Origin of the sequence: Butyrivibrio proteoclasticus B316 (assembly GCF_000145035.1) — a bacterium.
In the GTDB taxonomy this organism is placed as follows: domain Bacteria; phylum Bacillota; class Clostridia; order Lachnospirales; family Lachnospiraceae; genus Butyrivibrio; species Butyrivibrio proteoclasticus.
On sequence record NC_014387.1, the window covers coordinates 2,273,248 to 2,298,723 of the forward strand.

Annotated in this window: 24 protein-coding genes and 1 pseudogene; 1 reads left to right on the plus strand and 24 read right to left on the minus strand. The window is 39.2% G+C overall.

Going from position 1 to position 25,476, the window contains the following annotated elements; all coding sequences use genetic code 11:
- Window position 1: 1 nt before the first annotated feature.
- The 23 genes and pseudogenes from BPR_RS09415 to BPR_RS09530 all read right to left on the minus strand — a co-directional run bounded on the left by BPR_RS09415 (window position 2) and on the right by BPR_RS09530 (window position 23,420).
- The gene (locus BPR_RS09415) at window positions 2-946 is read right to left on the minus strand and encodes an ABC transporter permease (protein WP_013281247.1); all 945 of its coding nucleotides are present in this window, start codon (window positions 944-946) and stop codon (window positions 2-4) included.
- Between the two features lie 106 nt (window positions 947-1,052).
- Window positions 1,053-2,657, minus strand: coding sequence for an ABC transporter substrate-binding protein (locus tag BPR_RS09420; RefSeq protein ID WP_013281248.1), 1,605 nt, complete (start codon window positions 2,655-2,657; stop codon window positions 1,053-1,055).
- A 195-nt stretch (window positions 2,658-2,852) separates the two neighbouring features.
- Window positions 2,853-3,365, minus strand: a complete 513-nt coding sequence (gene nrdR, locus BPR_RS09425) for a transcriptional regulator NrdR (protein WP_013281249.1) — start codon at window positions 3,363-3,365, stop codon at window positions 2,853-2,855.
- 204 nt (window positions 3,366-3,569) lie between these two features.
- A complete protein-coding gene (ftsZ, locus tag BPR_RS09430; protein ID WP_013281250.1) occupies window positions 3,570-4,811 on the minus strand; it encodes a cell division protein FtsZ in 1,242 nt (413 codons plus the stop codon).
- Window positions 4,812-4,922: 111 nt separating this feature from the next.
- Entirely contained in the window at window positions 4,923-5,711 is a 789-nt protein-coding gene (locus BPR_RS09435; RefSeq protein ID WP_242662148.1) for a cell division protein FtsQ/DivIB, read from the minus strand.
- Between the two features lie 75 nt (window positions 5,712-5,786).
- Window positions 5,787-6,932, minus strand: coding sequence for an FtsW/RodA/SpoVE family cell cycle protein (locus tag BPR_RS09440; RefSeq protein ID WP_042256864.1), 1,146 nt, complete (start codon window positions 6,930-6,932; stop codon window positions 5,787-5,789).
- Window positions 6,933-6,974: 42 nt separating this feature from the next.
- Entirely contained in the window at window positions 6,975-8,348 is a 1,374-nt protein-coding gene (gene murD, locus BPR_RS09445; protein ID WP_013281253.1) for a UDP-N-acetylmuramoyl-L-alanine--D-glutamate ligase, read from the minus strand.
- Between the two features lie 51 nt (window positions 8,349-8,399).
- Window positions 8,400-9,368 carry a phospho-N-acetylmuramoyl-pentapeptide-transferase gene (gene mraY / locus BPR_RS09450; RefSeq protein ID WP_013281254.1) on the minus strand — a complete coding sequence of 323 codons (969 nt, stop codon included), beginning with the start codon at window positions 9,366-9,368 and terminating at the stop codon, window positions 8,400-8,402.
- 45 nt (window positions 9,369-9,413) lie between these two features.
- Window positions 9,414-11,654, minus strand: coding sequence for a penicillin-binding transpeptidase domain-containing protein (locus BPR_RS09455; protein ID WP_242662149.1), 2,241 nt, complete (start codon window positions 11,652-11,654; stop codon window positions 9,414-9,416).
- Between the two features lie 54 nt (window positions 11,655-11,708).
- Window positions 11,709-12,149: a cell division protein FtsL gene (locus BPR_RS09460; protein ID WP_013281256.1), complete on the minus strand. Its 441-nt coding sequence runs from the start codon at window positions 12,147-12,149 to the stop codon at window positions 11,709-11,711.
- A 71-nt stretch (window positions 12,150-12,220) separates the two neighbouring features.
- The gene (gene rsmH / locus BPR_RS09465) at window positions 12,221-13,162 is read right to left on the minus strand and encodes a 16S rRNA (cytosine(1402)-N(4))-methyltransferase RsmH (protein ID WP_013281257.1); all 942 of its coding nucleotides are present in this window, start codon (window positions 13,160-13,162) and stop codon (window positions 12,221-12,223) included.
- 56 nt (window positions 13,163-13,218) lie between these two features.
- Entirely contained in the window at window positions 13,219-13,659 is a 441-nt protein-coding gene (gene mraZ / locus BPR_RS09470; protein WP_013281258.1) for a division/cell wall cluster transcriptional repressor MraZ, read from the minus strand.
- Window positions 13,660-13,899: 240 nt separating this feature from the next.
- Window positions 13,900-14,796, minus strand: a complete 897-nt coding sequence (lgt, locus tag BPR_RS09475; protein WP_013281259.1) for a prolipoprotein diacylglyceryl transferase — start codon at window positions 14,794-14,796, stop codon at window positions 13,900-13,902.
- 33 nt (window positions 14,797-14,829) lie between these two features.
- Window positions 14,830-15,927 (minus strand): redox-regulated ATPase YchF, encoded by a 1,098-nt coding sequence (ychF, locus tag BPR_RS09480; RefSeq protein ID WP_013281260.1) that lies wholly within the window; start codon window positions 15,925-15,927, stop codon window positions 14,830-14,832.
- Between the two features lie 286 nt (window positions 15,928-16,213).
- Window positions 16,214-16,693, minus strand: coding sequence for a HEPN/Toprim-associated domain-containing protein (locus BPR_RS09485; RefSeq protein WP_013281261.1), 480 nt, complete (start codon window positions 16,691-16,693; stop codon window positions 16,214-16,216).
- A gap of 445 nt (window positions 16,694-17,138) precedes the next feature.
- Window positions 17,139-17,453 (minus strand): annotated as a pseudogene (locus tag BPR_RS09490) (macro domain-containing protein); the annotation flags it as partial.
- Window positions 17,454-17,753: 300 nt separating this feature from the next.
- The gene (locus BPR_RS09500) at window positions 17,754-18,191 is read right to left on the minus strand and encodes a flavodoxin (RefSeq protein WP_013281263.1); all 438 of its coding nucleotides are present in this window, start codon (window positions 18,189-18,191) and stop codon (window positions 17,754-17,756) included.
- A 166-nt stretch (window positions 18,192-18,357) separates the two neighbouring features.
- Window positions 18,358-19,272, minus strand: a complete 915-nt coding sequence (locus BPR_RS09505) for a hypothetical protein (RefSeq protein WP_013281264.1) — start codon at window positions 19,270-19,272, stop codon at window positions 18,358-18,360.
- A 6-nt stretch (window positions 19,273-19,278) separates the two neighbouring features.
- A complete protein-coding gene (locus BPR_RS09510) occupies window positions 19,279-21,060 on the minus strand; it encodes a hypothetical protein (RefSeq protein ID WP_042256871.1) in 1,782 nt (593 codons plus the stop codon).
- A gap of 96 nt (window positions 21,061-21,156) precedes the next feature.
- A complete protein-coding gene (locus BPR_RS09515; protein ID WP_042256873.1) occupies window positions 21,157-22,365 on the minus strand; it encodes a hypothetical protein in 1,209 nt (402 codons plus the stop codon).
- A gap of 183 nt (window positions 22,366-22,548) precedes the next feature.
- Window positions 22,549-22,896 (minus strand): Mor transcription activator family protein, encoded by a 348-nt coding sequence (locus tag BPR_RS09520; RefSeq protein WP_143754282.1) that lies wholly within the window; start codon window positions 22,894-22,896, stop codon window positions 22,549-22,551.
- Window positions 22,897-23,052: 156 nt separating this feature from the next.
- Window positions 23,053-23,235 (minus strand): DUF6440 family protein, encoded by a 183-nt coding sequence (locus BPR_RS09525; protein WP_013281268.1) that lies wholly within the window; start codon window positions 23,233-23,235, stop codon window positions 23,053-23,055.
- A 20-nt stretch (window positions 23,236-23,255) separates the two neighbouring features.
- The gene (locus BPR_RS09530) at window positions 23,256-23,420 is read right to left on the minus strand and encodes a hypothetical protein (RefSeq protein ID WP_242662150.1); all 165 of its coding nucleotides are present in this window, start codon (window positions 23,418-23,420) and stop codon (window positions 23,256-23,258) included.
- A gap of 283 nt (window positions 23,421-23,703) precedes the next feature.
- On the opposite strand from BPR_RS09530, the gene BPR_RS09535 reads away from it, so the two are divergent.
- Window positions 23,704-23,988 carry a DUF6465 family protein gene (locus tag BPR_RS09535; RefSeq protein ID WP_013281270.1) on the plus strand — a complete coding sequence of 95 codons (285 nt, stop codon included), beginning with the start codon at window positions 23,704-23,706 and terminating at the stop codon, window positions 23,986-23,988.
- A gap of 68 nt (window positions 23,989-24,056) precedes the next feature.
- Here the strand turns inward: BPR_RS09535 and BPR_RS19810 are convergent, their stop codons facing one another.
- Window positions 24,057-25,430, minus strand: coding sequence for a sensor domain-containing diguanylate cyclase (locus tag BPR_RS19810; protein WP_013281271.1), 1,374 nt, complete (start codon window positions 25,428-25,430; stop codon window positions 24,057-24,059).
- Window positions 25,431-25,476: the final 46 nt, after the last annotated feature.

Below are 25,476 nucleotides of genomic sequence, written 5' to 3' on the forward strand. Positions count from 1 at the left end.
TTTAGTCTTCTATCTCAATCCTCGGATCGATCACTCTGTAAATGATGTCTACAAGGAAATTTACTCCTATAACAATTATGGCAATGCCCATAATAATAGCTTCTACTACCGGATAGTCTCTGTTACTGATACTTGATAACAGAATGCGGCTGATTCCGGGGATATTAAATACCTGCTCAACAACGATACTTCCTGCAACCATATCTGCCAAAGCCATTCCCAAAAACGTAATGACCGGAATCATGGCATTTTTCAAAACATGTCTGTATAGAACTCCGTTTGTGTTATTACCTCTTGAATATGCGGTTCTCGCATAATCTTTACCTGATTCATCTATAAGATTACCCCTCAGCATTCTGACTGTCATTGCAATTTTAGGAAACGCAATTGCAATCGACGGGAAAAAGAGATATCTAAGGAATCCTCTGATATCCTCCGTGTAGGACACGAATCCTCCCGGGGTAAATAATTTCAATATCATTCCAAATATAAAAGTGATCAAAATACCTGAAAAGAAAGGCGGAATAGCCATAATAACCTGATTGATCACCGTAATAATCCTGTCAAGAATGCCATTCTCGTACTTGGCTGTTGCTATTCCAACAGGAATGGAAATAACAACGGTAAACAAAAAGGCAAGTATTCCAAGTGTCAGCGTTATTGGCACCTTACTCATAATAAGGCTCGATACCGGAACGCTATATGTATATGATGTTCCAAAATCTCCCTGTAAAAAAGCTATGAACCATCTAAAATATCTGACCAAAACAGGATCGTTAAGTCCCATTTTTTCTCTTGTCTGAGCCACAAGCTCAGGTGAAGCCTCAAGCCCTAACATTCTGATAGCAGGGTCTCCGGGCAAAACATTAAAAGCGAGGAATACGCATAATGAAACCACTATCAACGTAACAATCGTAGATGAGAGTTTTTTGAGTGTGTATTTCATATGCATATTCCCCGCTTACTTGCAAATAATTAAATTCATGTAATAAGGTCAAAATGCTTACTAGGCATGTGCGCATTTATGATTATTGACCTTATCTCATTAAATATTACTGTGCAGGTCTGATCTTGGCAATATCCTGCACATAGAGTGGATAGAATGTATATCCGGTAAATTTCTTGTTGAGAACAACAAACTCAGGAAGATCCTGAATGTAAACGCTGGCTGCTTCCTTGGAAAGGATAGTCTCGCATTCCTTGTAATATGTTGTCTTCTCAGCATCATCAGTTGCTGCTGATGCCTTAGCATAAGCTGCGTCGTAATCAGCACTGTTAAAGTTTACAAAGTTCTTGCCATTGTCTGATACATATCTGGACAGAAGTGCTGATGCAGAAAGAGTTGAAGCATCGATTCCTACTACAGTTGCCTCAAATTCTCTGCCTGAGTAAACATCACTTACCCATGAATTCCACTCGATCTCCTGGATCTTGGCTGTAACGCCGATTTCCTTGAGCTCCTCAGAAATAACCTGAGCTGTGTCAACGTGCTGGCCATAGTTGGATGGAACTGTTATTGTGAACTCAAAGCCATCAGGATATCCGGCTTCTGCAAGAAGCTCCTTGGCCTTGTCTGCATCTGTATTGTATGTATCGTTAAGCTCCGGCATATAGTACTTGCTAAATGCAGGGAACATAGCACTTCCTACCTCTGTTCCTGCGCCCTCTGAAACGAAATCCATGATTTCCTGTGGGTTAACAGCATAGCAAAGAGCCTGACGTACTCTTACATCGTCAAAAGGCTTAACTGCGTTGTTGAGGTAAAGAGCCTGAACAAGGTTCATAGTTCCCTCATAAACCTCAAATTTGTCAGAAAGCTGGCTAACCTGTGTAGGTGTCACACGTGCCATCATATCGATGGAACCACCCTCAAGATCAAGTACGATTGCATCCATGTTAGCTTCAATCTTGAATACTACATCCTTGATATAAGCCTTCTCTCCCCAGTAATCGTCAAATCTTGTTACTACAAAATTCTCCTGTGGTGAGTTAGAAACATACTTGTATGGGCCTGTTCCTATTGGTGTTGTCTCCGGATGTTCATTGCTTGCAGGAATTATAGCTACTGTAAGCTGAGTAAGGAAATCTGAGTCAGCTTCCTTAAGAACAACCTCTACGTGGCTGTCATCAACAATGTTTACACTGTCAATCTTGCCATAAGCCTTGATAAGAGGCTCACTTCCGTCAACACCCATATTACGCTCAAGGGAATATTTGATATCCTCTACTGTAACTAAGCTTCCATCGTGGAACTTGATACCATCCCTAAGAGTAAAGGTGTAAACCTTACTATCATCTGAAATCGTATACTCACTGGCTACAGCAGGGTTAAGATTACCTTCTGAATCAGCCTTAACAAGGCCTTCAAAAATGTTGTAGAATACTTCTCTTGTTCCTGCCCCTGTTGAATTGTGAGGGTCAAGACCGTCAATATCCTGAGGTATTCCTACGGTAAGCTTAGAAAGATCATCCGCTACATCTGTAGATTCTGTTGTCTCTGTGCCGGTCACTGTTTCAGTGCCTGCCTCTACACTTGCATCTACCTTGGCGGAATCACCTGCCTTGTCACTTGAGCATCCGCTCAATGCAACAGTCAGTGTTGTTAACACGACCATCAGAAGTGAACTTCCCATCCTTCCAATTTTCTTGTTCATCATGTTAAAATCTTCCTCCTATTTAATTACTTGCTGCTCTAATGAAAAGAGTCAGCGGACATGACGCACTCCTCTAGCGTCACATTGAAAATATAAGACTTTGACAAGAATTTGTCAACTCCATCTTATATTTGTTTGTTCCCGAACACAGGCATAAATAAAGGGCTTACAGATGAACTGAAAGCCCTCTTAAACAAATCACTCTTTCTTGAGAAGTGGTGTATTCTTGTCCGTAGAATCTGTTATCGTCCCCTCTGCCTCTTTCCTGAGGACTGATTTAAGCTCATCCATAAAGGTGTTAACATCCTTGAATTCACGGTAAACAGAGGCAAATCTTACATATGCAACAGGATCAAGATTCTTCATCTTATCCATTACTATCTCTCCGATGGCACGACTAGGAATTTCCTTCTGCTCCATATTGAAAACTTCAGTCTCTACAGCATCTACGAGCCTTGTTATCTGCTCAGCACTTACAGGGCGCTTATGGCAGGCTCTGAAAACACCAGCCTCAATCTTGGCTCTGTCATAGGGTTCACGCACATCACCCTTCTTAATGACAATAAGAGGTATTGTCTCAACTTTCTCATAGGTAGTAAAACGTTTACCACAGGAATCACAAACTCTTCTTCTCCTGATGGATGTGTTCTCATCTGCTGGTCGGGAATCAATTACTCTTGTGTCATCTTTTCCACAGAATGGGCATTTCATAGCGTGTCCTCCATTTTACGCTCATAATAATTTGTTTTTTCATCTCCACAGTATATTGTATGAACAATATACAACTCCACAAACTATTGTATCATCAATTGCCGCCTTTTTCTACACTAAATTTCGAAGAAAAATGGATAAAATGCTGAAAAAAAACCCGTCGCATAACTGCGACGGGCCATAACTTCTAATTCATAAATATAATTATTTCCTCTGAAGGAAATCCGGTATCTTAAGTGACTTGGGCTCTACTGTGCTCTTGATCTCTGAAGGCTTATTCAGAGTAAGCGGCTGAGCCGGTCTGGCGATATTAACTGTGCTAACTGTCTCTGTAGCTGCCTGCATTGGTGTTACAACTGTCTGAAGAGGTGTTACAGGTGAAATAGGTGTATGAACAACAGTTGGCTGAGGTGCAACTGCCTGTCCAGCCACATGTGCGTTACCTGCAACTCCTGCAGCTGTAGCTGCCGGCTTAGGTGTAGGTGCTGTATTGATCTTGTCCTCAATACCTGTAGCAATAACAGTAATTGTACATGTATCTGTCTTGCTCTCATCATACATTGCACCGAAGATAACGTTAACATCATCTCCTGCAAGATTACGAACATACTCAGAAGCATCAGATGCATCTGCAAGTGTAATATCACCGGAAATGTTGATGATAACATTAGATGCGCCATTGATCTTGGTCTCAAGAAGCGGAGACTCAACAGCCATCTTAACAGCATCTGTAGCCTTGTCATCGCCCTTACCGCTACCAATACCGATATGAGCAATTCCTCTATCCTTCATAACTGTCTGTACGTCAGCAAAGTCAAGATTGATAACTGCAGGAACATTGATAAGATCAGTAATTCCCTGAACAGCCTGCTGAAGGACTTCATCAGCCTTCTTAAGCGCATCCGGCATTGTTGTACGTCTGTCGACAATCTGAAGAAGCTTATCGTTAGGAATAACGATAAGAGTATCTACGTTTGATTTAATATTCTGTATACCAAGCAAAGCGTTCTGCATACGAACACGAGCTTCAAAACTGAAAGGCTTAGTAACTACGCCAACAGTAAGAATTCCCATATCCTTGGCAAGCTTGGCAACAACAGGAGCAGCTCCGGTACCTGTACCGCCACCCATACCGCAGGTAACAAATACCATATCTGCACCCTTAAGTGCAGCAGAAATCTCCTCTGCACTCTCCTCTGCAGCCTTCATTCCGATCTCAGGCTTAGCACCGGCGCCAAGACCCTTTGTAAGCTTCTCACCTATCTGTAAAAGCTTAGGTGCTTTGCAGAGCTGAAGAGCCTGCTTATCAGTATTAATACCGATGAATTCTACACCGGTAATATTCTCATCTACCATTCTATTTACAGCATTATTGCCTGCGCCACCAACCCCGACAACGATGATTTTGCAGCCAGACTCAGCCTCATTTGACTTAATCTCCAGCAAGACAACTCCTCCTTCACAAACCTCATAAACTCCTAATAGCTATGATACGATTTTTTGTTTCAATTATCAACCCGTTTTTTTTATCTAAATTTTTGTTTTTTCGAAGACAATTCACTGATTTTTCTCTTCAAATGTGATGTTTTTAGTATCTTCGTCAAAATCTTTCATCTCCAATAAGCCTTTTTTCCCTTCCAGATTAGGCAGAATATATTGAAGTTGTATAATTTTTTCATCAATATAAGAACTTGTACCTAAACTGACCTCAATGTCCCCAAAATAAATATAAACATTGTATTCATTGTCAAAAAAGATCTTATCGGCATGCATATTGTATTTGTCCAAAAGCTGAGTCAGATCAAGTATCTCGGCAAATACAGTCTCATTGTCCACAGGGAGTTTCTCATGGAGAATAACGTAGTTAAAATCAAGCCCCATTACCTGTGGAACCACATCTGAGGGCTCCATGGAACTCTCAACTACAATACCATCCCTGTCGAAGTACATGTAACGCCCAAGATATGCTATATACCCGGCAACAGCCTTCTCATAAACATTTATTCTGATGGTGTCAGGTGAAACAATGTCCACATCCATCTTCTCAACAAACGGAACGCCTTCTATACTCTTGTTCCTATACTTAAATGACAGATATAGAGAATTGCGGCTAAGCCCGTCTGTCATTACCATATCGATAATTTCTTCATTGGTATAATGAGTGTTGCCACTCACGTAAATATTTGTAACCTTATAATTTTCAACTATATAGTTTAGTGCTACCACCAGAACCACCATCACAGTGAGTACAATTCCAAGAATAATAAAAAGACTCCTGCTACTTCTCAAGGATCTAAACAGTCCCTCAAAAGGATGAAAATCCTCCATGTAGTCTCTTATACTCATGTGATAACTGCCATATTGTTTTCTTCGTCTTTTGACTACCTTTTTTCGTCGCTTTTTTGCCATCCTGATACGTATTTATTCCCTTCCAATATTCCTGGCAACATTAAGGGCTATGCCCACTTCTGCCAGCTGAACAATAACCGCTGAGCCTCCATAGCTGATAAAAGGAAGCGTAACGCCGGTATTAGGAATTGTATTGGTAACAACGGCAATATTCAGGATAACCTGAATGGAAATATGTGCCATTACTCCAATAACAAGAAGAGCCCCAAACATATCATTGGCATTATTAGCAATGATCATAAGTCGCCATATGAGAAGAATGAACATCAGCATAACAGCCACAGCACCAAAAAGCCCCAGTTCTTCACAAATAATAGAAAAAATCATATCGTTCTGGGCTTCAGGAAGCTTCATCTTCTGCATGCTCTCTCCAAGGCCTTTTCCGAAAATTCCTCCGGAGCCTATTGCATAAAGAGCCTGAAGTGTCTGGAAACTGTAATCACTGGCATAAGCAGCAGGATCAAGCCAGGCAAGAACTCTCTTAAATCTGTAGTTCATACCACTGCTATCATCTGAATTAGCAATAATAACAACAATAACAGCAACCAGAGCTATTACTCCAAGCGCTACAGCCAAATACCTCTTGTAGCCCGGAGTAGCAACGAACAGCATAATAACAGCAATTCCCATTACAATGATAGCGGAGCTAAGGTTCTCTGAAATCTTGTATACCATAAGAGCCAGGATAAGCGGGAAAAGGAGTGCTGTGCAATACCCCTTGGCTGTTAAAAGATTACTGCGCATCTTGATAATGATCGTAGCAGTAAAAACAATTACGGCAAACTTGGCAACCTCTGCAGGCTGAATGGATACACCGTGAAAAATGATCCATCTTCTCGCACCATTTACAGTTCTTCCATAGGGATAGAGCAAAATGAGAAGCACTACTGCAAAAAGATAAATAGGTACCGTAAGTTTCTGTAATACTTTATACGGAAAAAACGACATAAAAAGCATAATGCCAAGTCCCAAAAGAGTCGGGACAAGCTGATGCTTAAAATAATATGCAGAATCCCCAAGACTCACGCCAGCCTCATATGAGCTGGTTGAATATAACATTATAAGTCCAAAAGACAATAGAAACAGGACTACAAAAATAAGACTGTAGTCCACATAGGTTTCTTCTTTTGGTTTTCCAAGTGTTGCTGCTCTTGCCAATTTTCCCCCTCGCAATAGACAAAAAGCGTCTATTTTGCATAATTAGTCAGATAATTTATTTACGTAATCTTTAAATCTCTTACCTCTGGTCTCATAATTTGGGAACATGTCCCAGCTTGCGCATGCGGGAGACAAAAGAACCGCATCGCCCTTCTGTGCGCTCTCAGTGCAGAACTCAAGTGCCTCTTCATAAGTATCCTTAAATACGTAATTACTAAAGCCGTGTTTGTCACAACACTCAGCTATTTTCTGCCTGGTCTGTCCAATGAGGACAAGAAGCTTTATAGTATCGCCAAAGCTCTCAATCCACTCATCATAGTCATTTCCTTTATCATATCCGCCGCCTATGAGTATTGTAGGCTTACACATAGCCTTAACGCCCTGAATTGCTGCATCCGGATTAGTTCCCTTAGAATCGTTGTAGTAATCAACACCTCTCTTGGTAGCTACAAATTCAATTCTGTGTTCAACGGCCTTGAAATTCCTGATAACAGACAAAATAGTAGCAAGAGGCACATCCATAGCAAGGCTCATTGCTATAGCTGCCATTACATTCTCAACATTACAGGTTCCAACAAGATTCATATCATGTATATTCATGATCTTCATGGCATTTCCTGCAGTTGCCATGTAAATATCCTCGCCATCAAGATAGAAGCCGTCTTCAAGCTTTTCTTTTGACGAAAAGAATACAACCTTGGCAGGACATCTAGCTCCAAAATCTCTTGTATATTCGTTGTCATAGTTGAGAACGCAAGTGTCCTCTTTGGTCTGGTTATGTGTAATATTCTCTTTCATCTGAGCATAACATTCCATCGTATGATGTCTGTTAAGATGATCCGGTGTGATATTGAGAATAGCTGATACATTAGCATGGAAATTATCTACTGCTTCGAGCTGGAAAGAGCTTATCTCACCGACTGTTACGCAAGACTCATCCATTTCAAGTGCGCTCTCAGCATAGGAAACACCTATATTGCCTACTACGTACGCTTTTCCAAAGTGCGCCTTCATGATCTCACCTACAAGTGTTGTAGTAGTAGTCTTGCCGTTTGTTCCTGTGATTGCGATCATTTTGCCCTTAGCAAAGTTATAGGCAAGTTCAATCTCACTCCAGATTGGAATATTCTTATCCTTGATACGCATAACTGTCGGAGCATCAAGTGGAACTGCAGGACTTGGCACTGTCAGAGCTATATCTGAAAGATCTTCGTCAGAGATTGTCCCAACTATTATCCTGGTACCCTCTCTATCTTCTTCATGTAACTTATTTCTGATGTTATCCTCTGTAACCTTGGTATTTTCCTCAAGTACTACAGGAAGCGCACCAACCTTATTGAGAAGGTTTACTGATCCAACTCCTGAAAGTCCCGAGCCGATTACAAGAACTTTTTTCCCTTTTAAATCTGCTGTCATTTTTTATTTCCTCTTAAGTTAAATACTTATTACCATAAAATATGGCTATTATCATCTAAGTCCTGCATAAGCTATGAGACACATGATCACAGTTACTGTAGTGAACACGTTAACTACCCTTGTCTCTGACCAGCCGCCTTTTTCAAAGTGATGATGAATTGGCGCCATTCTGAAAATTCTTTTACCATGTGTCAGCTTAAAATATGTAACCTGCATGATTACTGAAATTGCCTCACCGGCATAAATAAAGCCGACTATAACAATGAAAATCGGCATATTCATAACATAAGCAATACTTGTAACAAAGCCTCCGATAGCAAGAGATCCCAGATCTCCCATCATGACCTTGCCCGGATATACGTTGTATACAAGATAGCCCAGAAGTCCGCCCAGCATAGCTGCTGACATAACTTCTGCACCTGTTGCACCATAGAACATCGCTGCCGCAATAAAGAATCCGGCTACAACTGCTGTAACTGACGCGCAAAGTCCGTCAACGCCGTCTGTGAGGTTTGTTCCATTACCTGTTCCAAGTGCAATAAAGAACAGAATTGGGATGTTCCAAAAACCGATATCAAGTGTGATATCAGTAAACGGAATCTTAAGTGCAAGAGAAAGATCTGTAAAATTGTATATATACAGAACAAATACAGCTACTACAATAAACTGTCCAAGGAGCTTCTGCCATGGAAGAAGGCCCAGGTTGTGCTTCCTTACTACCTTAATGTAGTCATCCAAAAAGCCAATGATGCCAAATCCGATCGTCATTATCAGCACCGGAATGACTTCCTTGTGGCTCATGCTGTAGAAGATACCAATAATAAGAAATGGAATCAGGAAAATTATTCCGCCCATTGTAGGTGTTCCCGTTTTCTTCTTGTGAGACTCAAGTCCCTCTTCTCTCTCAGTCTGGCCTGCCTTAAGGCGTCTGAGCATCTCAATTACTCTAGGGCCAATCACAACTGCAATGCAAAAAGAAACAACTGTTGGTATCAATGTTCTGAAAATATAGTCACTCACCGTTTTATCCTCACTAAATCAACTAAAAATACAATTTAGACATTTTTATTGCGCAGAACTGCCAGATGCAGCAGCTGCACTTTCCGAAACTCCGGTTCCATCAAAGTCCGGAAGAACTTCATATCCTGTCGGGCTTCCATTATTTGGATCCAAAAGATCACCTGTCTCCGGGTCAATATAATACCCCGTCTGAGGGTCAACGTCAAATGCCTGCCAAATAGATGATTTGCTTGATTTTTCTGCAGCTTCCAGAGCTTTTGCTTCTTCAGGAGTAAGCATAGATGAGCTTCCCTCACTACTGCTTTCATCTCCTGATGAGCCTTCTGTTCCTGCAGCATCCGGATTTTCAACTATTGCAGGGGTAACCATTTTTTCTCTTAATTCCTCAAGCTCCTGAATCTCTTTTTCGGAGAGTTCCTCAGTCATAGGAACATTCATATAAGGCAGAGCTTCTGTGAGGATCTTTTTAACCAGAACTGTTGCAAGTCTTGTAGCTGTTTCCTGAATCAAAACATTAGGCCTGTCTATTACAACATAGATTGCCACCTTGGGATTATCGGCAGGAGCTGCCCCCATAAAGGAAACAACGTACTGTCTGTTACCACGGGGAAGAGTCTGAGCTGTTCCCGTCTTGCCAATTATGCGATATCCGGCTGGTCTTGCTGTTCTACCAGTACCCTCATCGCCCATAACAACCGCTTCACAGTACTGCCTGATCTTATCAGAAGTACTCTGAGATACAGTCTGTCTAAGGATCCTTGGCTCTATATTTTTAACTGTAGCTCCGCTTGAGTTTACAATCTTCTTAACAACGTGCGGTTCATAAAAATAACCGCCATTAATAAGAGAACAATACGCGCTTATCATCTCTATCATGTCTACGTTGAAACCTTGTCCGAAAGTATTAACTGCAAGGTCTGTAGGTCCCATATCACTTGCTGAATAAGTAAGTCCTTCTGTTCTGGCTTCTCCTGCAAGGTCTATGTTTGTCTTTAAACCAAAACCAAAGATTCTCTGAAACTCAGAAAATGTATTCACTCCGATTGACTGTCCAATGTACATCATAGCAACATTGCACGAAATCTCGATACCACGCTCGACTGATACATATCCGTCACCATTTCTGTTATGGCACTTGATATCATAGTCACCTACATGGAGGAATCCAGGGCAGCTATATACCTCATTACCTGTTATAGATCCTGACTCAAGTCCTGTAGCGACAGTAAATGGCTTGGCTACTGAACCTGGTTCATAGGTATCTGAAATACAGAAGTTTTTCCAAAGAGCGTTATAGTTCTGATAGAGCTGCTCGTCAGTAAATCCGTCAATCATCTCCTGCGTAATATATACACCTGAATCAAAAACAGATTCACCCTTAACCTTGTTGCCCTTTTCATCTACTGAAGGCATTCCGATAAGTCTGGAAGTATCTCTTGGATTATTGAGATCGTAAAAGGGATAGCTTGCCATAGCAAGTATCTCTCCGGAATTAACATCCATCATAATGCAGCCTACATTATTAGCTCCGTTGGCCTCTCTGACATTATTGGAATATTCATCATTAAATTCCTGAAGATATTTCTCAACTATATTCTGAAGGTTACCATCTATAGTTGTGACTATGCTGTCTCCGTCAGTAGCAGGAATTGTTGTTCTCTCAAGCTTGGAATCATCATCAAGATATCCATATTCTCTGCCTGCAGTTCCTGAGAGGACGTCATTATAGTATTCTTCCAGTCCGTACATGCCGTAGTTATCGCCGGTTGTAAAACCAATAACATCGCAAGCCATGGAATTATTAGGATATTTCCTGATATAACCTGATTCAAACCAGATTCCCTGGATATTCTCATCATATTTTTCTGAGCCAAGAGTGATCAGTTCCTGAAAATCTGCAATCTGATCATACGAGAGCTTTTTGGCCAGAACATAGTACTGGGAAGTAGGATGATCGCTAAGATATGATCTGATCTCTGATGCATCCAGCTTAAAATATGTTACGAGCGCTTTAAGGGTAGGTTCAAGATACTTCTCGTCACGAAGAAGAAGCTTGGCATCCAGTACCAGATTGTAAACCTTCTCGCTGTAAGCAAGGATCGTTCCATTTGCATCCAGTATTTCTCCTCTTCTAAAAGGCAGGGTTGTAGAGTCATATTGCTGCTGCGACAGGACCTGCTTCTCGTATTCCTCTCCGTTATTCATGGTAATATGGATAAGTCTTGCCCCTAATCCAACGAAAGCCAGTAGTACTAATATGAACAGTACTACCAGCTTCTTTTTCATTCCTATGGTAAATTTATGGACGTTCTTTTTTCTCTTTTTCCTCATTGCTCTGTATCACTTTCCATCACTTTGGGGAATTGGAGCTACCTGACGCACATAGTCATTGCCGCCTCCATCAGAGTATGTTACAATCTGCCCCTCAGTTGCATATGTCATTCCGTATTCCTGGATTGCTATTCTCTTAACCTCATCCAGATCAACGTTTCCATTCGCTCTATTATACGCCTCATCATTCTCCTGTTTCAATGTGTTAAGCTGACTCTCAAGTGTAGCAATGTTCTTAACACTGTTTGTGATCTGTGACTGAAGCGAAATATACCATGCCAATGTCATAACCATAAGGATAACAGCCAAAGATAAAAACAACAAATATCCAAGGCTCATATGGTGTCTCTTTTTCCCCTGCTGAGGCTCATGAACATGGTATGGTCTACGTTCACGAACCGGATCAGCTACTCTTCTAATGGTATTTCCATATACATATCTGCTAGCCATGTTCTAAACCTCCTTATCTGTATCAATGCTTCATGTATAAATGCATTGAACTAATGTCTTATTCTAAAGTCTTACTCTGATACTTTCTCAAATACCCTAAGTTTAGCGCTCTGGGATCTCTTGTTCTCTGCCAGTTCCTGATCACTTGGCAAAATAGGTTTTCTTGTTACTACTCTTCCCTTGGATTTCTTGCCACATACGCAAACCGGAAAGTTCGGCGGGCAAGTACAGGGATTCTCATTGGTTCTGAAATTATTCTTGGTGATCCTGTCCTCAAGAGAATGGAATGTTATTACACACAGCCTTCCACCCGGATTAAGGAAATCAATAAATCCATCTAATGAATTCTGCAGAACATCAAGTTCTCTGTTAAGAGCAATTCTAATAGCCTGGTAAGTTCTCTTGGAAGGATGTCCTCCCTTTTCTCTCATCTTAGCAGGAATTGCAGCCTTAATAATGTCATTGAGCTGAAATGTCGTCTCTATCGGTGCCTTAGCTCTCTCAATACAAATGTGCTTGGCAATATTCTTGGCAAATTTATCTTCACCATAGTCTCTTATGATATGGAAAATCTCTGTCTCCGAATAATCATTGACGATATCCCTTGCAGTAAGAGTCTGTCTCTGATCCATTCTCATATCAAGCGGAACATCTTCCTTGTAGGTAAAACCTCTCTCGGCATTATCAAGCTGGTAAGATGAAACGCCAAGGTCAAGTAATATTCCGTCAACGCCGGTGACTCCCAGATTCTTAAGTCTGGTAACTGCGTTCTCGTAATTGTCTCTTATGATAGTCACTCTGTCTGAAAATGGTTCAAGTCTCTTGGTAGCTGCCGCTATAGCATCTTCATCCTGATCTGTGCCATATAAATGGCCACCCTTATCAAGTCTCTCTGCGATGTGAAAAGAATGCCCTGCTCCGCCAAGAGTTCCGTCAAGATAAATGCCATCAGGCTTAATATTCAGATTGTCCAGGCACTCATGTAGAAGCACCGAATAATGTTTGAATTCCATGTCTTTTCCTTTGTGTGCAAGCAATATGTCTGTTATCTGCCATGTCTGCGCATGGCTTAGATGCTCAAGCCATATTCACTCATCTTGGCAGCAATACTGTTAATGTCATCAAAAGTGCTGGCCTTCTCCCACTCATCCTTGCTCCAGATTTCAACCCTGTTACCTACTCCGGCAACAACAGCCTCTTTCTCTATCTTGGAATGAGCAAGCAGATTGGACGGGATCAGTATTCTGCCCTGTTTATCAACCTCAGCGTCAATTGCTCCCGCAAGGAAGAATCTGCTGAGCATACGGGCTTCAGGCTTGTCCATAGGAAGAGCCTGAAGTTTCTCTTCAAACTTCTCCCAGCCTTCTTCTGAGAACACAAAAAGGCATCCGTCAAAACCTCTGGTAACCACAAACTGTTCACCAAGGATTTCGCGGAATTTAGCAGGCATTATGAGTCTTCCCTTAGCGTCTATGGAATGACTATATTCACCTTTAAATGCTGTTCCCAAATTATCTTACCACTTTTCTACCACTTTTAACCACTTTTTAACACTTTTTACCACCTGAATTCATTATAAAGTAATTTATTTGATAAAACAACCCTATTTTCTCTGTTGCTCGTCTATCCGTTAAAGTTTTATTTTGTTTTAATAAATATGTATGTAAGCATCTATTCGCTTTTGTTCTATTGCAATCAAAAACGCCACCCCCCGAAGGAGTGGCGTTTAAATCAAAAAAATATTTACTTATCACTTCTTAAGTCCAGGCCATGTCTCAACTTCCTGACCTTTAAGTTTGATCCTCACAACTATATCCATGACTATCGCAAACACAACGAGGCATATAGCCAAAACCTGTGAAACCGGAAGTCCCACATGTGGCATGATAAGCTGATCTGTTCGAAGATTCTCTATCCATGCTCTTCCAAGGCCATAGCCTCCAAGATACAAAAGAATGATCTCTCCATTAAATCTCTTATGCTTACAATAAATCAAAAGTATGATCAAAAGACACACATTCCACATACACTCGTACAGGAATGTAGGACTAACCTGAACATAATTAGCTGTCTCACTCATATGCTCGCGCATAAGAGCTGTGATCTCACCGCTTCTAACCATTTCCACAGGAAGTCTCATGGCAAGAAGACCATCAGTATATTCTCCAAAAGCCTCTCTGTTAGTAAAGTTTCCCCATCTGCCTATAGCCTGGCCAAGAACAAGGCCATACATTATGGTATCTGCCATCATCAGAAAGCTCTTTTTCTTGATCCTGCAATAGATAAAAGCAGTTAAAAATCCAGCTATAACGCCTCCATAAATAGCAAGTCCACCATTTCTCAAGTAGAGAATCGACACCAGATTATCCTTGTAATAATCCCAAGAAAAGATAACGTAATATAGCCTTGCTCCAATTATCGAAAAGATAATTATATAAACAGCTATATCCCAGTAATCATCAGACTTCTGCCCGGTCTTCCCGGCCATCCTGGAAATCAAAAGAAGCGCCAGAAAGAATCCGCAGCCGATGATCACCCCATACAAAGCAACAGTGAAGCCAAAAACCGAAAACTCTTTAGGTACATTATTAAGATAGACATTAATATTAGGAAAGGCAATGTCCATCTTCCCCATGATATCCGGCATTTTCATATCCTCCAATTTTATAATCAGCCTTAATTAAACATTGAACCTGAAGAGAATTACATCTCCGTCCTGGACAACGTACTCTTTACCTTCCATACGTACAAGTCCCTTATCTCTTGCTGCAGAAAGTGAGCCTTCGCGAAGAAGGTCTTCATAATTAATAACCTCAGCTTTGATAAATCCTCTCTCAAAATCAGTGTGGATCTTACCTGCTGCCTGAGGAGCCTTGGTTCCAATCTTGATTGTCCAAGCTCTTGTCTCATCTTCACCGGAGGTAAGGAAACTCATAAGTCCAAGTGTTCTGTAGCTGGCTGCGATAAGCTTATCAAGGCCTGACTCTGTAAGGCCAAGACTATCAAGGAACTCTGCCTTCTCATCTTCATCAAGCTCTGAAATCTCAGCCTCTATCTGAGCACTGATAACAAATACTTCACTTCCTGACTTAGCTGCTAAATCTCTTACAGCCTGTACATACTGATTAGAAGCCCCATCATCTGCAAGGTCATCGTCCTTGACATTTGCAGCATAAATAACAGGCTTCCATGTGAGAAGATCCATGCTGTTCATAAGTGCCTTCTCATCTTCATCCTCAATTTCAAGTTCTCTTGCCATCTTGTTATCCTCAAGAGTTGCCTTGATCTTGTTAAGGAGTTCAAGCTCCTTGGCTGCTGTCTTGTCCATTCTGGCTGTCTTGGTAACCTTGGCAATTCTACGCTCAAGTACCTCAAGATCAGCAAAAATAAGCTCAAGATTGATTGTCTCTATATCTCTTGCAGGATCTACACTTCCATCAACGTGTACAACGTTAGGATCCTCAAAGCATCTTACTACATGAACAATTGCATCAGTCTCACGAATATTAGCAAGGAACTGGTTTCCAAGTCCTTCACCCTTACTTGCGCCCTTAACAAGTCCTGCGATATCTACAAATTCTATTGTTGCTGGTGTAACCTTCTTGGAATGATAAAGATCTCCAAGTGCCTTAAGTCTCTTATCCGGTACAGCTACAACTCCAACGTTAGGATCAATTGTAGCGAAAGGATAATTCGCAGCAAGAGCTCCTGCATTTGTAAGTGAATTAAAAAGTGTTGACTTACCTACGTTTGGTAAACCTACGATTCCTAGTTTCATTTTCTATGTATCTCCTTCTAAAAATGCTTTATTTAAGCCATTTGTTTTCTCAGCTTATTGTACCGAGTACCATGCCGGGCACCATTTATCTATTATGATATAAAAATAGTCCTGACACAGCGAATATATATTACCATGTCAGGACAGATTTGTAAAAACATCTAATGTCTCATTGTAGTCCCTGTTGTTTCGGATCAAAAGCATCTATTTATAAGGGAATCCAGATCTTCTAATACTTTTTCTTTTTTACCCAGTTTTATAGAGCATCACATTCACTAGCCTTCACCTATTTTGATGACATGAAAGCTATATGACGATGAGATTTTTGTATCCCCTCACTAAAAGGCACTTTTTTCTGGCGTTCTTTTTCCAAGTTTAAATACTTGAATTCTTTATAGATATCATTTTCAAGTATTTTTGCATATTTCAAAACCGCATTACGCCAACTGTCAAAATCAAATTCCTTTTTATACTGTTCCAAATCGATATTCTCAGTGCTATCTTCCAGATAATCTATCTCCGCTTCTTTCAAATTATCAAATAAAACTTTAGCCTGTGATATTGTATGTCCCATGACATCCAAACACATCTTGGCATTTTTTATCGAAGTACAAAAATATCTCTGAATGTATTTCTTACCTTCTTCGTCCTGAGTTTCTTTGATAATCAGTTCTTTTTTATCAAATATTGATAATAAATCTCCAAATGTATTTTTCCTTTGCAAAAAGTCATAGTTACCTATTGTTATACTTACATACTCACCCACTGAACTTTTCTCCTACATATCCTGAAATTTTACCCCTTTTTCATCTTTCCAATCCGCATTGCAATTTGAATTATAGTATATTCCATATCTGCTCAATATAACGTTTACCATTAGATTGATGATATTAGCATATTAGAATTACTGCAAAGAACCAAGTATCCAAATAAAATCTCTTTGGGCTACCGGACTCACTCCCTTAACACAATGCATTCATTTTCTCACATAGACTATAATATATGCATATATTTCACAAACTAGTCTCATTTAAACGTGAGACTAGAATGAGACTTGCATGAGACCAAAATGAGATTATTTCATAAAAAGCCCAATTTATGCGCTTTTTCATCACTTTCATAGTCTCATACAGATGAGACTGGTATGAGACTCCGATGAGACTCACTATCATAATTTCCACAAGCCCTCATTTTTATCATAACGACTCATCCAAAGACCTTGAATAACACGAAGCAAGTAGTAATCTGTCTGTTTCCGTCCCACTATACACCGGACCAACTGTATGAATAATATCATCTGCAGTTTTTATATTATATGCCCTGGTAGACTTAGCACCACCAGTCGCACAGCCATTAAGCTTTCTGCACTCAGCGAGTAGCTCTGGGCCAGCAGCTCTATGAATAGCACCATCAACACCGCCTCCACCAAGTAAACTATTATTGGCCGCATTTACTATAGCTGAAACATGAGGCTCAAGCACACTTCCCCTGATAATGGATATATGAGCCCTACTTTCATAGGTCATGAGCGGTGTGTGTTTAGCCATTTTTTCTCCTGTTATCCCTATAAAAAAATGATAAGCCACGCTCTGCTCATTAACCATAAAGCACCATTTTAGGTATTCAGGCAATACCTATAATAGTGTTATAGGTAGTCATAAAATCCAATCTAGTTTTTTCATATATTTCACCAAACTCCTGCTTCCATATACTGATTCCTAAGTATAAAAATAAGAGTATCTCTGCAGAAGCAAGTGCACTGATATCAGTCACATTGCCTGCAGGGCTACCCTTATATAATGTCAAAATAGCAAGTCTTATTATTATCAGATCTCTGAAGCTGAATGTACGAGCTTAGCATCTACTGATGCTGCCCCAGGAACATATTCTCCAAGTTTATCAGCTGTCTTACCTATTCCGCTTCCACCAGATGTGGCAAATGCGTGTATAGTCTTGCCGGTCCAATCATAGCCTTTACAGAATGTATATACTACTCTTGGAGCCTGTCCGTACCAGATAGGAAAGCCAATATAAACAGTATCGTAATTGTCAAAGTTCTCAATTGTTCCGCTTACAGGAACGTCCTTTTTGCCAATCTGCTCTTTATTACATCTAGCAAGTGGATTGGTCCACTTTATATCTGCAGCTGTATAAGGCTGCTCTGGAACTATCTCAAAAAGATCAGCACCAATCTTAGCTGCGAATTCCTTTGCTACCGCTGCTGTCGTGCCTTCAGCACTGAAATAAGTTACTAGCGTTGCCATGATTTACCTCCCGAGTCAATTATGTTTTAGATAATATATCACGTTTATGAATTTATTGCAATTAGATTGTTGGCAATACTATTTCTTAAACTTCCTTCACTGATAGTGAACGTAATAAAGCGCCAGGAGAGTTCTTCCTGGCGCCTTGTCTTTTTTTCTTCAATACTTATGCTGCTTTTTCTGAATAAAACACATCACTAAAAAACTGTTCTTCTTTCAAAAGGTTAGGGATATGTTTCATTAACAATTCTAATACTTGTGTGGAATAATTATGGTATTTTTCAAATTCCTCATCTGTATTAACTCCACCTATAGTATCTTCTATTTTGAATGCTTCTTTCTCTATCTTTTCTAATCCTTTAAGTAAATCTTTATAGTCATCATCGGATTGTTGGTCTGCAAAAAGAGTTTCAATATACTTCTTCAAGCTAGGAATCAAGGCCTCCTTTGTAGGATCCTTGCTCATATTGCCAGCCAATGGAGGAAGAAGAGATATTTTTGTATATTTATCTGCTTCTGCATAATCCCCCAAGATATGAACATAATAGATTATACCGGACAAACTTTTACATCGTTCATCATAGCCGATAAGAAATGTAACTTTCCTGAATCCAAAAACAGAATTAACCGTCCCTAACAATATGGATCTTCTTTTCTCCATAAACTTATTCACGTTATCGTTTTGAAAATTCATTTCCCAGCCTTGATGAGTATACTTTCTATGATTTTGAGCTGATATCTGGACAGCTGTTCCATCATTTTTTGTAGTTCCGGTCAAATCCTCATAATAATCAATCGAAGAAAACGATAAAAACCCTCCATATCCAAGCCTTTTCAGTTCATCAAATTGAGATTCTCCATTGCCATGAAACTGATCAATTGATAAATACGATGCAAGTTCCAAAGCCCTAACTGCTCTTTTCACTTCATCAGATTTATATTTTGAGAATCCTTCTTCAAACAAAACCTTTTCTAGCTCTTTGTTATGCTCTTCAGCACTATCATGAGCATAGCAAATATTTGAGGCTACAATAGAACATAAACAAATTATGAGTATTAACGCTAATAATCTCTTTCTCATTTCTATTTACTTCACCATAGTAAAAGTCACATCGTCTATTACCTTAAGTTTCTTGTTTACGTGAGCTTCAAATTTGTATTCCGAAACAGAATATGTACTTTCTGCAGAAGGAGTCACGGTAATTTTAACTATCATCCCATCTGTATACTTCTGCTTCTTAATATCCTTGCTTGAATATGATGCCACAAATGAACTTATGTCTCCTTTAGTTTCACGCTCAACCTTGCTCAATTTCCAGTCATCATAAATTGTTTCCGAACCGTTATCAGAAACAGACACCTGTATAGTTGTTCCTAAGCTCAAATATTCAGCTGGTATTTCAATAGCTTTTCCATCGAAACTAACATCGACTTCTTTTTGTTCTGAAGTATTGTTGAACCAATACAGATTTTCTAGCGGAGAAACTAAGAACAAAGGCTCATCACCTGAGTGAAGCATCTTATCTATTTTTTTCTTTTCTGTTTCTGGCAATTCAATCTTTCCTGCTAAACCAAAAAGCAATTCGCAGTTGACAACAAGTGGCTGATAAATCGGCGGAAGCTCTACTTTTCTCTCTTCTTCAAGCCAGTTGTTATAACTTTTTATTTCTTTTTTTCTAGCCTTAGAATCTGTTTTCTTTTCTTCTATTTTCTTAACATCAGCCAAATATTCTTTATTCTTCTTTTGCTGTTCATCAATCAAGTAATTTACATTCTGCTTTGCTAAATCATATGCTTTTTTCAAATAATCTTCATCTGAGGTTTTCGTATATAGATCCATGTAAGCTTGGGCCGCCAAATATTTTATATCCCAATCTTCCATTTCAGAGTTATTCAACATTTCTGTCAAATAATGGTTAGCATGAATAACATATTCCGAACTAGAATACACCTCATCTGCAGCATCTAATGCTATGGCCAATGCCTTAGCATAATCGTGATCTTTTCTAAAAATGTCTATATGCATAGATTCATATTTATCTATAGCATCAATACACTTTTCATAATCCCCTAATTCATAGTAACTTTCAGCAAGAACAAGCCAATATTTACCATATCCCTGATATGTTTTCTGATACTGTTCAAAATATTCTATTCTTCTAGTGGTATTAGGATTGTTCTCCCATGAAACAAAGTCTTTGACTGACTTCTCATTAAGTGCAAGATTTCCATTCAACCCGTTTTTTTGGCACATTTCTACCATGTAAGAAAAAGCGTCTTTTCGGCTCTCATGGATATTGCCTGCAGCTTCATCATCCAAAGCCCATCCATCTTCAAGGTATTTATTATCAACTTCACTTAAGTATGATGTATAACTAGTTTTTGCATCTACAGCCATATATACCACAGAAACAACAGCTTTTACTGGATCTCCTGACTGCACCACATTTAAAATACTCAGAGGATTTGGTATCGCCTTCTGTATGGCATTCGCCTGATTTTGCTCATACATATATTCAAGGCGCTCTCTTTTTGTCTCAATACTTTGATATGCATAAATCGTATTAAGTAATTGTTTAATCTCCGCCATAGTATCTTCATCTACTGCATTAGGATTTATATTATTGACGATATCCGAATATGCATTATCCAAATAAATCTTGCTATTTGATGAAGCATTAATCTCCTGCGAAAGAACAGTTATGTAATTCAACATAGATAGTGAACTCAACTGCTTATCTGTCATTGAGCTAGATACTGTTCCACTTTTTGTACTAGTATTTGTTGCACATACATTTACTACTTCACCAGATAAAATAATTGCACTGGCAAGAACTGCAGTAAACGTTCTAAATATCTTCTTTTTCACAATCAAACCCTCTCTCTATCAAATCTTTCAGCAATACACTATTGTAAGCGCATTCCATTATTAAGTCTTTCTGTTTCTAGATTCATATACCACTCCTCAGCCAGCTATCAAATAGATGTTGTCTTTATCAAAACATATTTCTGTGGTTTTATCATATATTTGAATCATTTCAGCCATCTTTCGCATAAAGATTCCTGTGTTAGGATCACTTACTTTCGAAAATGATTCTATAGTTTCTTTACTTATGTCAGTGGCCGTATTACGAAGTTTTCCGCCTTTTTCCTGTAAGAACTCATCAACTTGTCCATCTTTAATCTTTGGAATGCTTCCGATAAACTTTCCAACAGCATTACCTGCTGTGCCAATACCCTTAAGTAAATTGACTTCTATAGAACCATTAGATAGCTTTTCCAAAAATACTGAGCACTTACTAAACAGCTCACGATACTGATCCGAATTTTTTCTAATTTCTGTAACAGATGCAGAAATATTCTCTTCTTTAAAGTTACCGCTCAGCATAATCTCTGTCATAGAAGCTAACCCAAACGTATACAATGAAAGCCTATAATACTGGAACTTCTTCTGAAGATTATTAAGTGCATCATTAACCTGTCCCTTTGCAACCACAAGCTTTTTAGTGTTCAATACCTCATCAACACTCTTCTGAAAAGAAATCATATTTTCTCTGGCAGTTCTCTGTATATCGCAAACCATCTTATGGTTACTGGCTATAAAAAGATCATTATCCCAGTTGTGCTTGTATTTGGAAATAATCCCATTTAGAGTTTCTAAATCGCCTTCTATTTTAGATTCTTTTTCAATCTCCATATATGAAAGAATCTTCTTGGTTGTTTCTGATATAGTGCCAAGTTCCTTCTCGATAGAGAATAATGCCACTGACATCATGAGCATAGCTGGATTAGCCTTCATCGCCATACTACTAGTTGCAGAAATTGGATCTGCAGCTGCAAGTTGAGCAAATTTTGATCCCCCTTCAGCAGTCTTAAATGCTCCCCAGAAATTCCCATTCTTTGCAATCTTTAAAGTATCTCCCACACTTGCATTAGCTAACTTATATAAGCCTGCAACATTCATTGTTGTTGTCTGAGTTACAGTATTAAATGCAGGAATCAATGAAGAGACTCCTGCACCCAGAGTTGATAGTTCTGCAATTGGCATAGTTATTGCCTTATCTTTTGGTATGCTTTCATTTCTTACTTCTAAAAGCAGATCTTCAGAAGTTTTTACTATCTCATTTTTATTCTCTATAATCTCATTATCACTAATAGGCTTAATATCTGCCATATCGACCTCCATAAATGTATTTGTCACGCGTCATGAGATGTGTCAGTTCTTAAACATCAATTTAATTTTATCATGACACTCGCATACTGGTTCAAAATAATAACTAATTCTAACTAAATCAGTTGAAACTATCTGCTCTACGAATACTTACTAAGCAATTGCATATTACGCTTTTCTATAATATTACCTTTCATTCTTTATTTCTATAATAATTTGCCTTATTCTACGTTCTGTAAGTCCCAAGGTCCTTGCCAGTTCAGCAGGCCTCATTTCATCCATATTTTCTTTGATGAAGTCTTTTCTATAATCCGCAGAATACAGTTTCTGAGGAAATGTAATATTCAATCCCGCAAAACGCTTCCATACTTTCATTGTTGCAGCATCGCCAAGTATTTCCGCTAATTCTTTATAGACTCCACTATACTTTTCCGGATTGCTCTTCACTTCCTTTTCCTCCTCAGAAACAACTATATTTAATTGTACTGAGTCCTTTTTGAAAATATCACTTGCCGTTTGTCCTGTAATTTTCATATGAAATTTACACTGCCGTTTTTCCACATCTTTTGCAGTGCAATCCTCCTTTCATTACAGGCCATGATTTTTTCGCGAATTTAAAAAAAGTGCCGCAAATGCGTTTTCACCGCGTTTGCAGCACCTCTCTCAAATACTCTTTAGAAAGATTAGTATTTATCTATTCTCAACTGGACTGATTACCGGCTTACCATCCCTGTCCAGCATGGGTGTAAGTCCTCCAGCATATCCACTTGCATGGAATATGTAGTTAACGCCTGTGTCTAGGTCTACCCAGATCTCTGTAACATTAACTGTTCCTTGCGAATACACTTTTTTAAATCTTTTGTCCCTTGTCATGTCTTTGTCCTCTTTCATATTTAGGCTCTATCCAAAAGGCTAAAGAGCCCAACTACCAACAATACAGGCAATGCAATAGCAACAAGGCCTTTAAATACCAGCCCCACAAGAATAAGTGGAAGGAACACCAGTGTAAACATAACTTTGATGAAGCTCCAGCTTGCTCTGAATGCAAAGCCAATCATTTTTCCAAAAATCCAAAAGAAAAATATAATAAAAAGCAGCGACAACATGATCCTCACCGTCCTTTCCAAAATAAAAACCATTGTCATCTGTTGCTTGTTGATAAATTCATTATATGGCTCTCACCTCAGTGATTACATATTCATTTCAGCAAAAAGAAACACATTATTTTGCTATTTTGAAAAGATAATCCTTTAATTGTAGCTCTTTCATTCATCCAAAATAACGACTATAATTAAACTCAAAGATATTCGTACACTTTTTTATGCGGAGGTTTACTAAGAAATGGCAGCTAAGAAAACTGCAGCACCAAAGACAACTGCAACCAAAAAGGCCACAGCTCCTAAGGCTTCTACTAAAAAATCCATTAAGGATCCAACTGTAAAAGTCGTTTTCCAGTATCAGGACGTTGAATTCACTGAAGCTTCCTGCGTAAAGAAAGCTCAGGCTGGATTCAAAAAAGCATTTAAAGATGTTGAACTGAAGACTCTCGACATCTATATCAAGCCTGAAGAGAGAAAGGTTTACTATGTTGGCAATGGCGAATTCGAAGGATTCGTAGATTTATAATAGCCACTTAAAGAGCCCGATTCATCACGAACCGAGCTCTTGTCATGTCTCTAACTTATGATTATCTTCTATCCATTATCTTTCCGTGTTTTTAAATATTTTTTGTTTTCATACATCCTTCTGTCTGCAGCTTCAAATACTTCAGCCACACTGGTCTCTTTATCATATTTGGCCATACCACAGGCAATGATAAGCCCGCCGTTTGAAAGCGCTTCTTCATTATGCTGTGTAATCAAACCAACCAGCTCCTCGCTTCGAGCATAATCCTCATCCTGGGAAATAACCACAAATTCATCTCCACCAACTCTGTAGACAGGGCTACGTTTAAATGTTCGACAGATTATCTCGCAGGCGTCACAAATACATTTATCCCCCGCTTCATGTCCTTCTGTATCATTAATCCTCTTCAGATCATTTACATCCAATACCACAATGGCGAACTCAGGCTGACGATGTTCCTGAATTCTCCCATTCATCAGATTCTCTCTTTCCTTATAAGCATTTTTATTTTTTATGCCGGTAAGAGCATCTACTTCAGCCATATTTTGTACAAGCGCAAGCTTTTCAGTATATTCTCGCTTAATACGCATTGCATCTGTAACATCCTGACACAGTCCTAATAGGCACTCCCTGCCTGTATCATCAGTAAATTTAAGCTTTGTAGTCTGGAACTGCCTAGGATTACCTGCAGCATCAAGAACATCTTCGTAGAAGATATATGGCTTGTCCATCGCAAGGGCTTTTTTATCATCCTCAATAAAATGAAGCGCGGTGTCTTCGTCAAAGATTTCTAAATCAGTCAGGCCCACAACTCCCTCTGGAGTATCTTTATGAGCATAATTAGCAAATGACTGATTACATGCAAGATATTTCCCGGTATCCACATCTTTTGAAAATGTCATGGCAGGCATATTGGTTAAAAGATCTGAAACGGATTTCTTCAGGCTCAATATCTTTCTGCTTGCATCAGCCTCTTTTCTAAGACGCTCATTCTCCTGTTGCAGCCTTGCGTATTCTCCAGATATCTCCTCATTCTCATTTAATTCGTCACCAACAAAAGCTCCTTGATCTGTGTACCAGATGAATGCAAGTCTTGTTCCATCTTCCTTATAGATATGTTTGCCGTAGGAATGGATTATTCTATACTCACCATCCCTTTTTATTCTATAGATTACATCATAGACCCCACCCTCAGTTACAAATCGGTAAACTGCATTATTTATAGAAGATATGTCATCCGGGTGTGCATCATGATACATATCGTTATCCATCAGATCATAGATTTCTTTTTTATCCATGCCTTTGTATCCGGACAGTTCAAAAAAGCCCTCAGACAGAACTATCGTAACCACTCTCTTATCTACAGACTGGTAAATTGCAAAGGGTATGGGACTGTTTTCTAAAAGTTTTAATTCCTCATCACTATATCTGTACTTTTCCATTAGAAATACCTCCCCACATAAGAAGCCATCGCTCCATCTATCATCT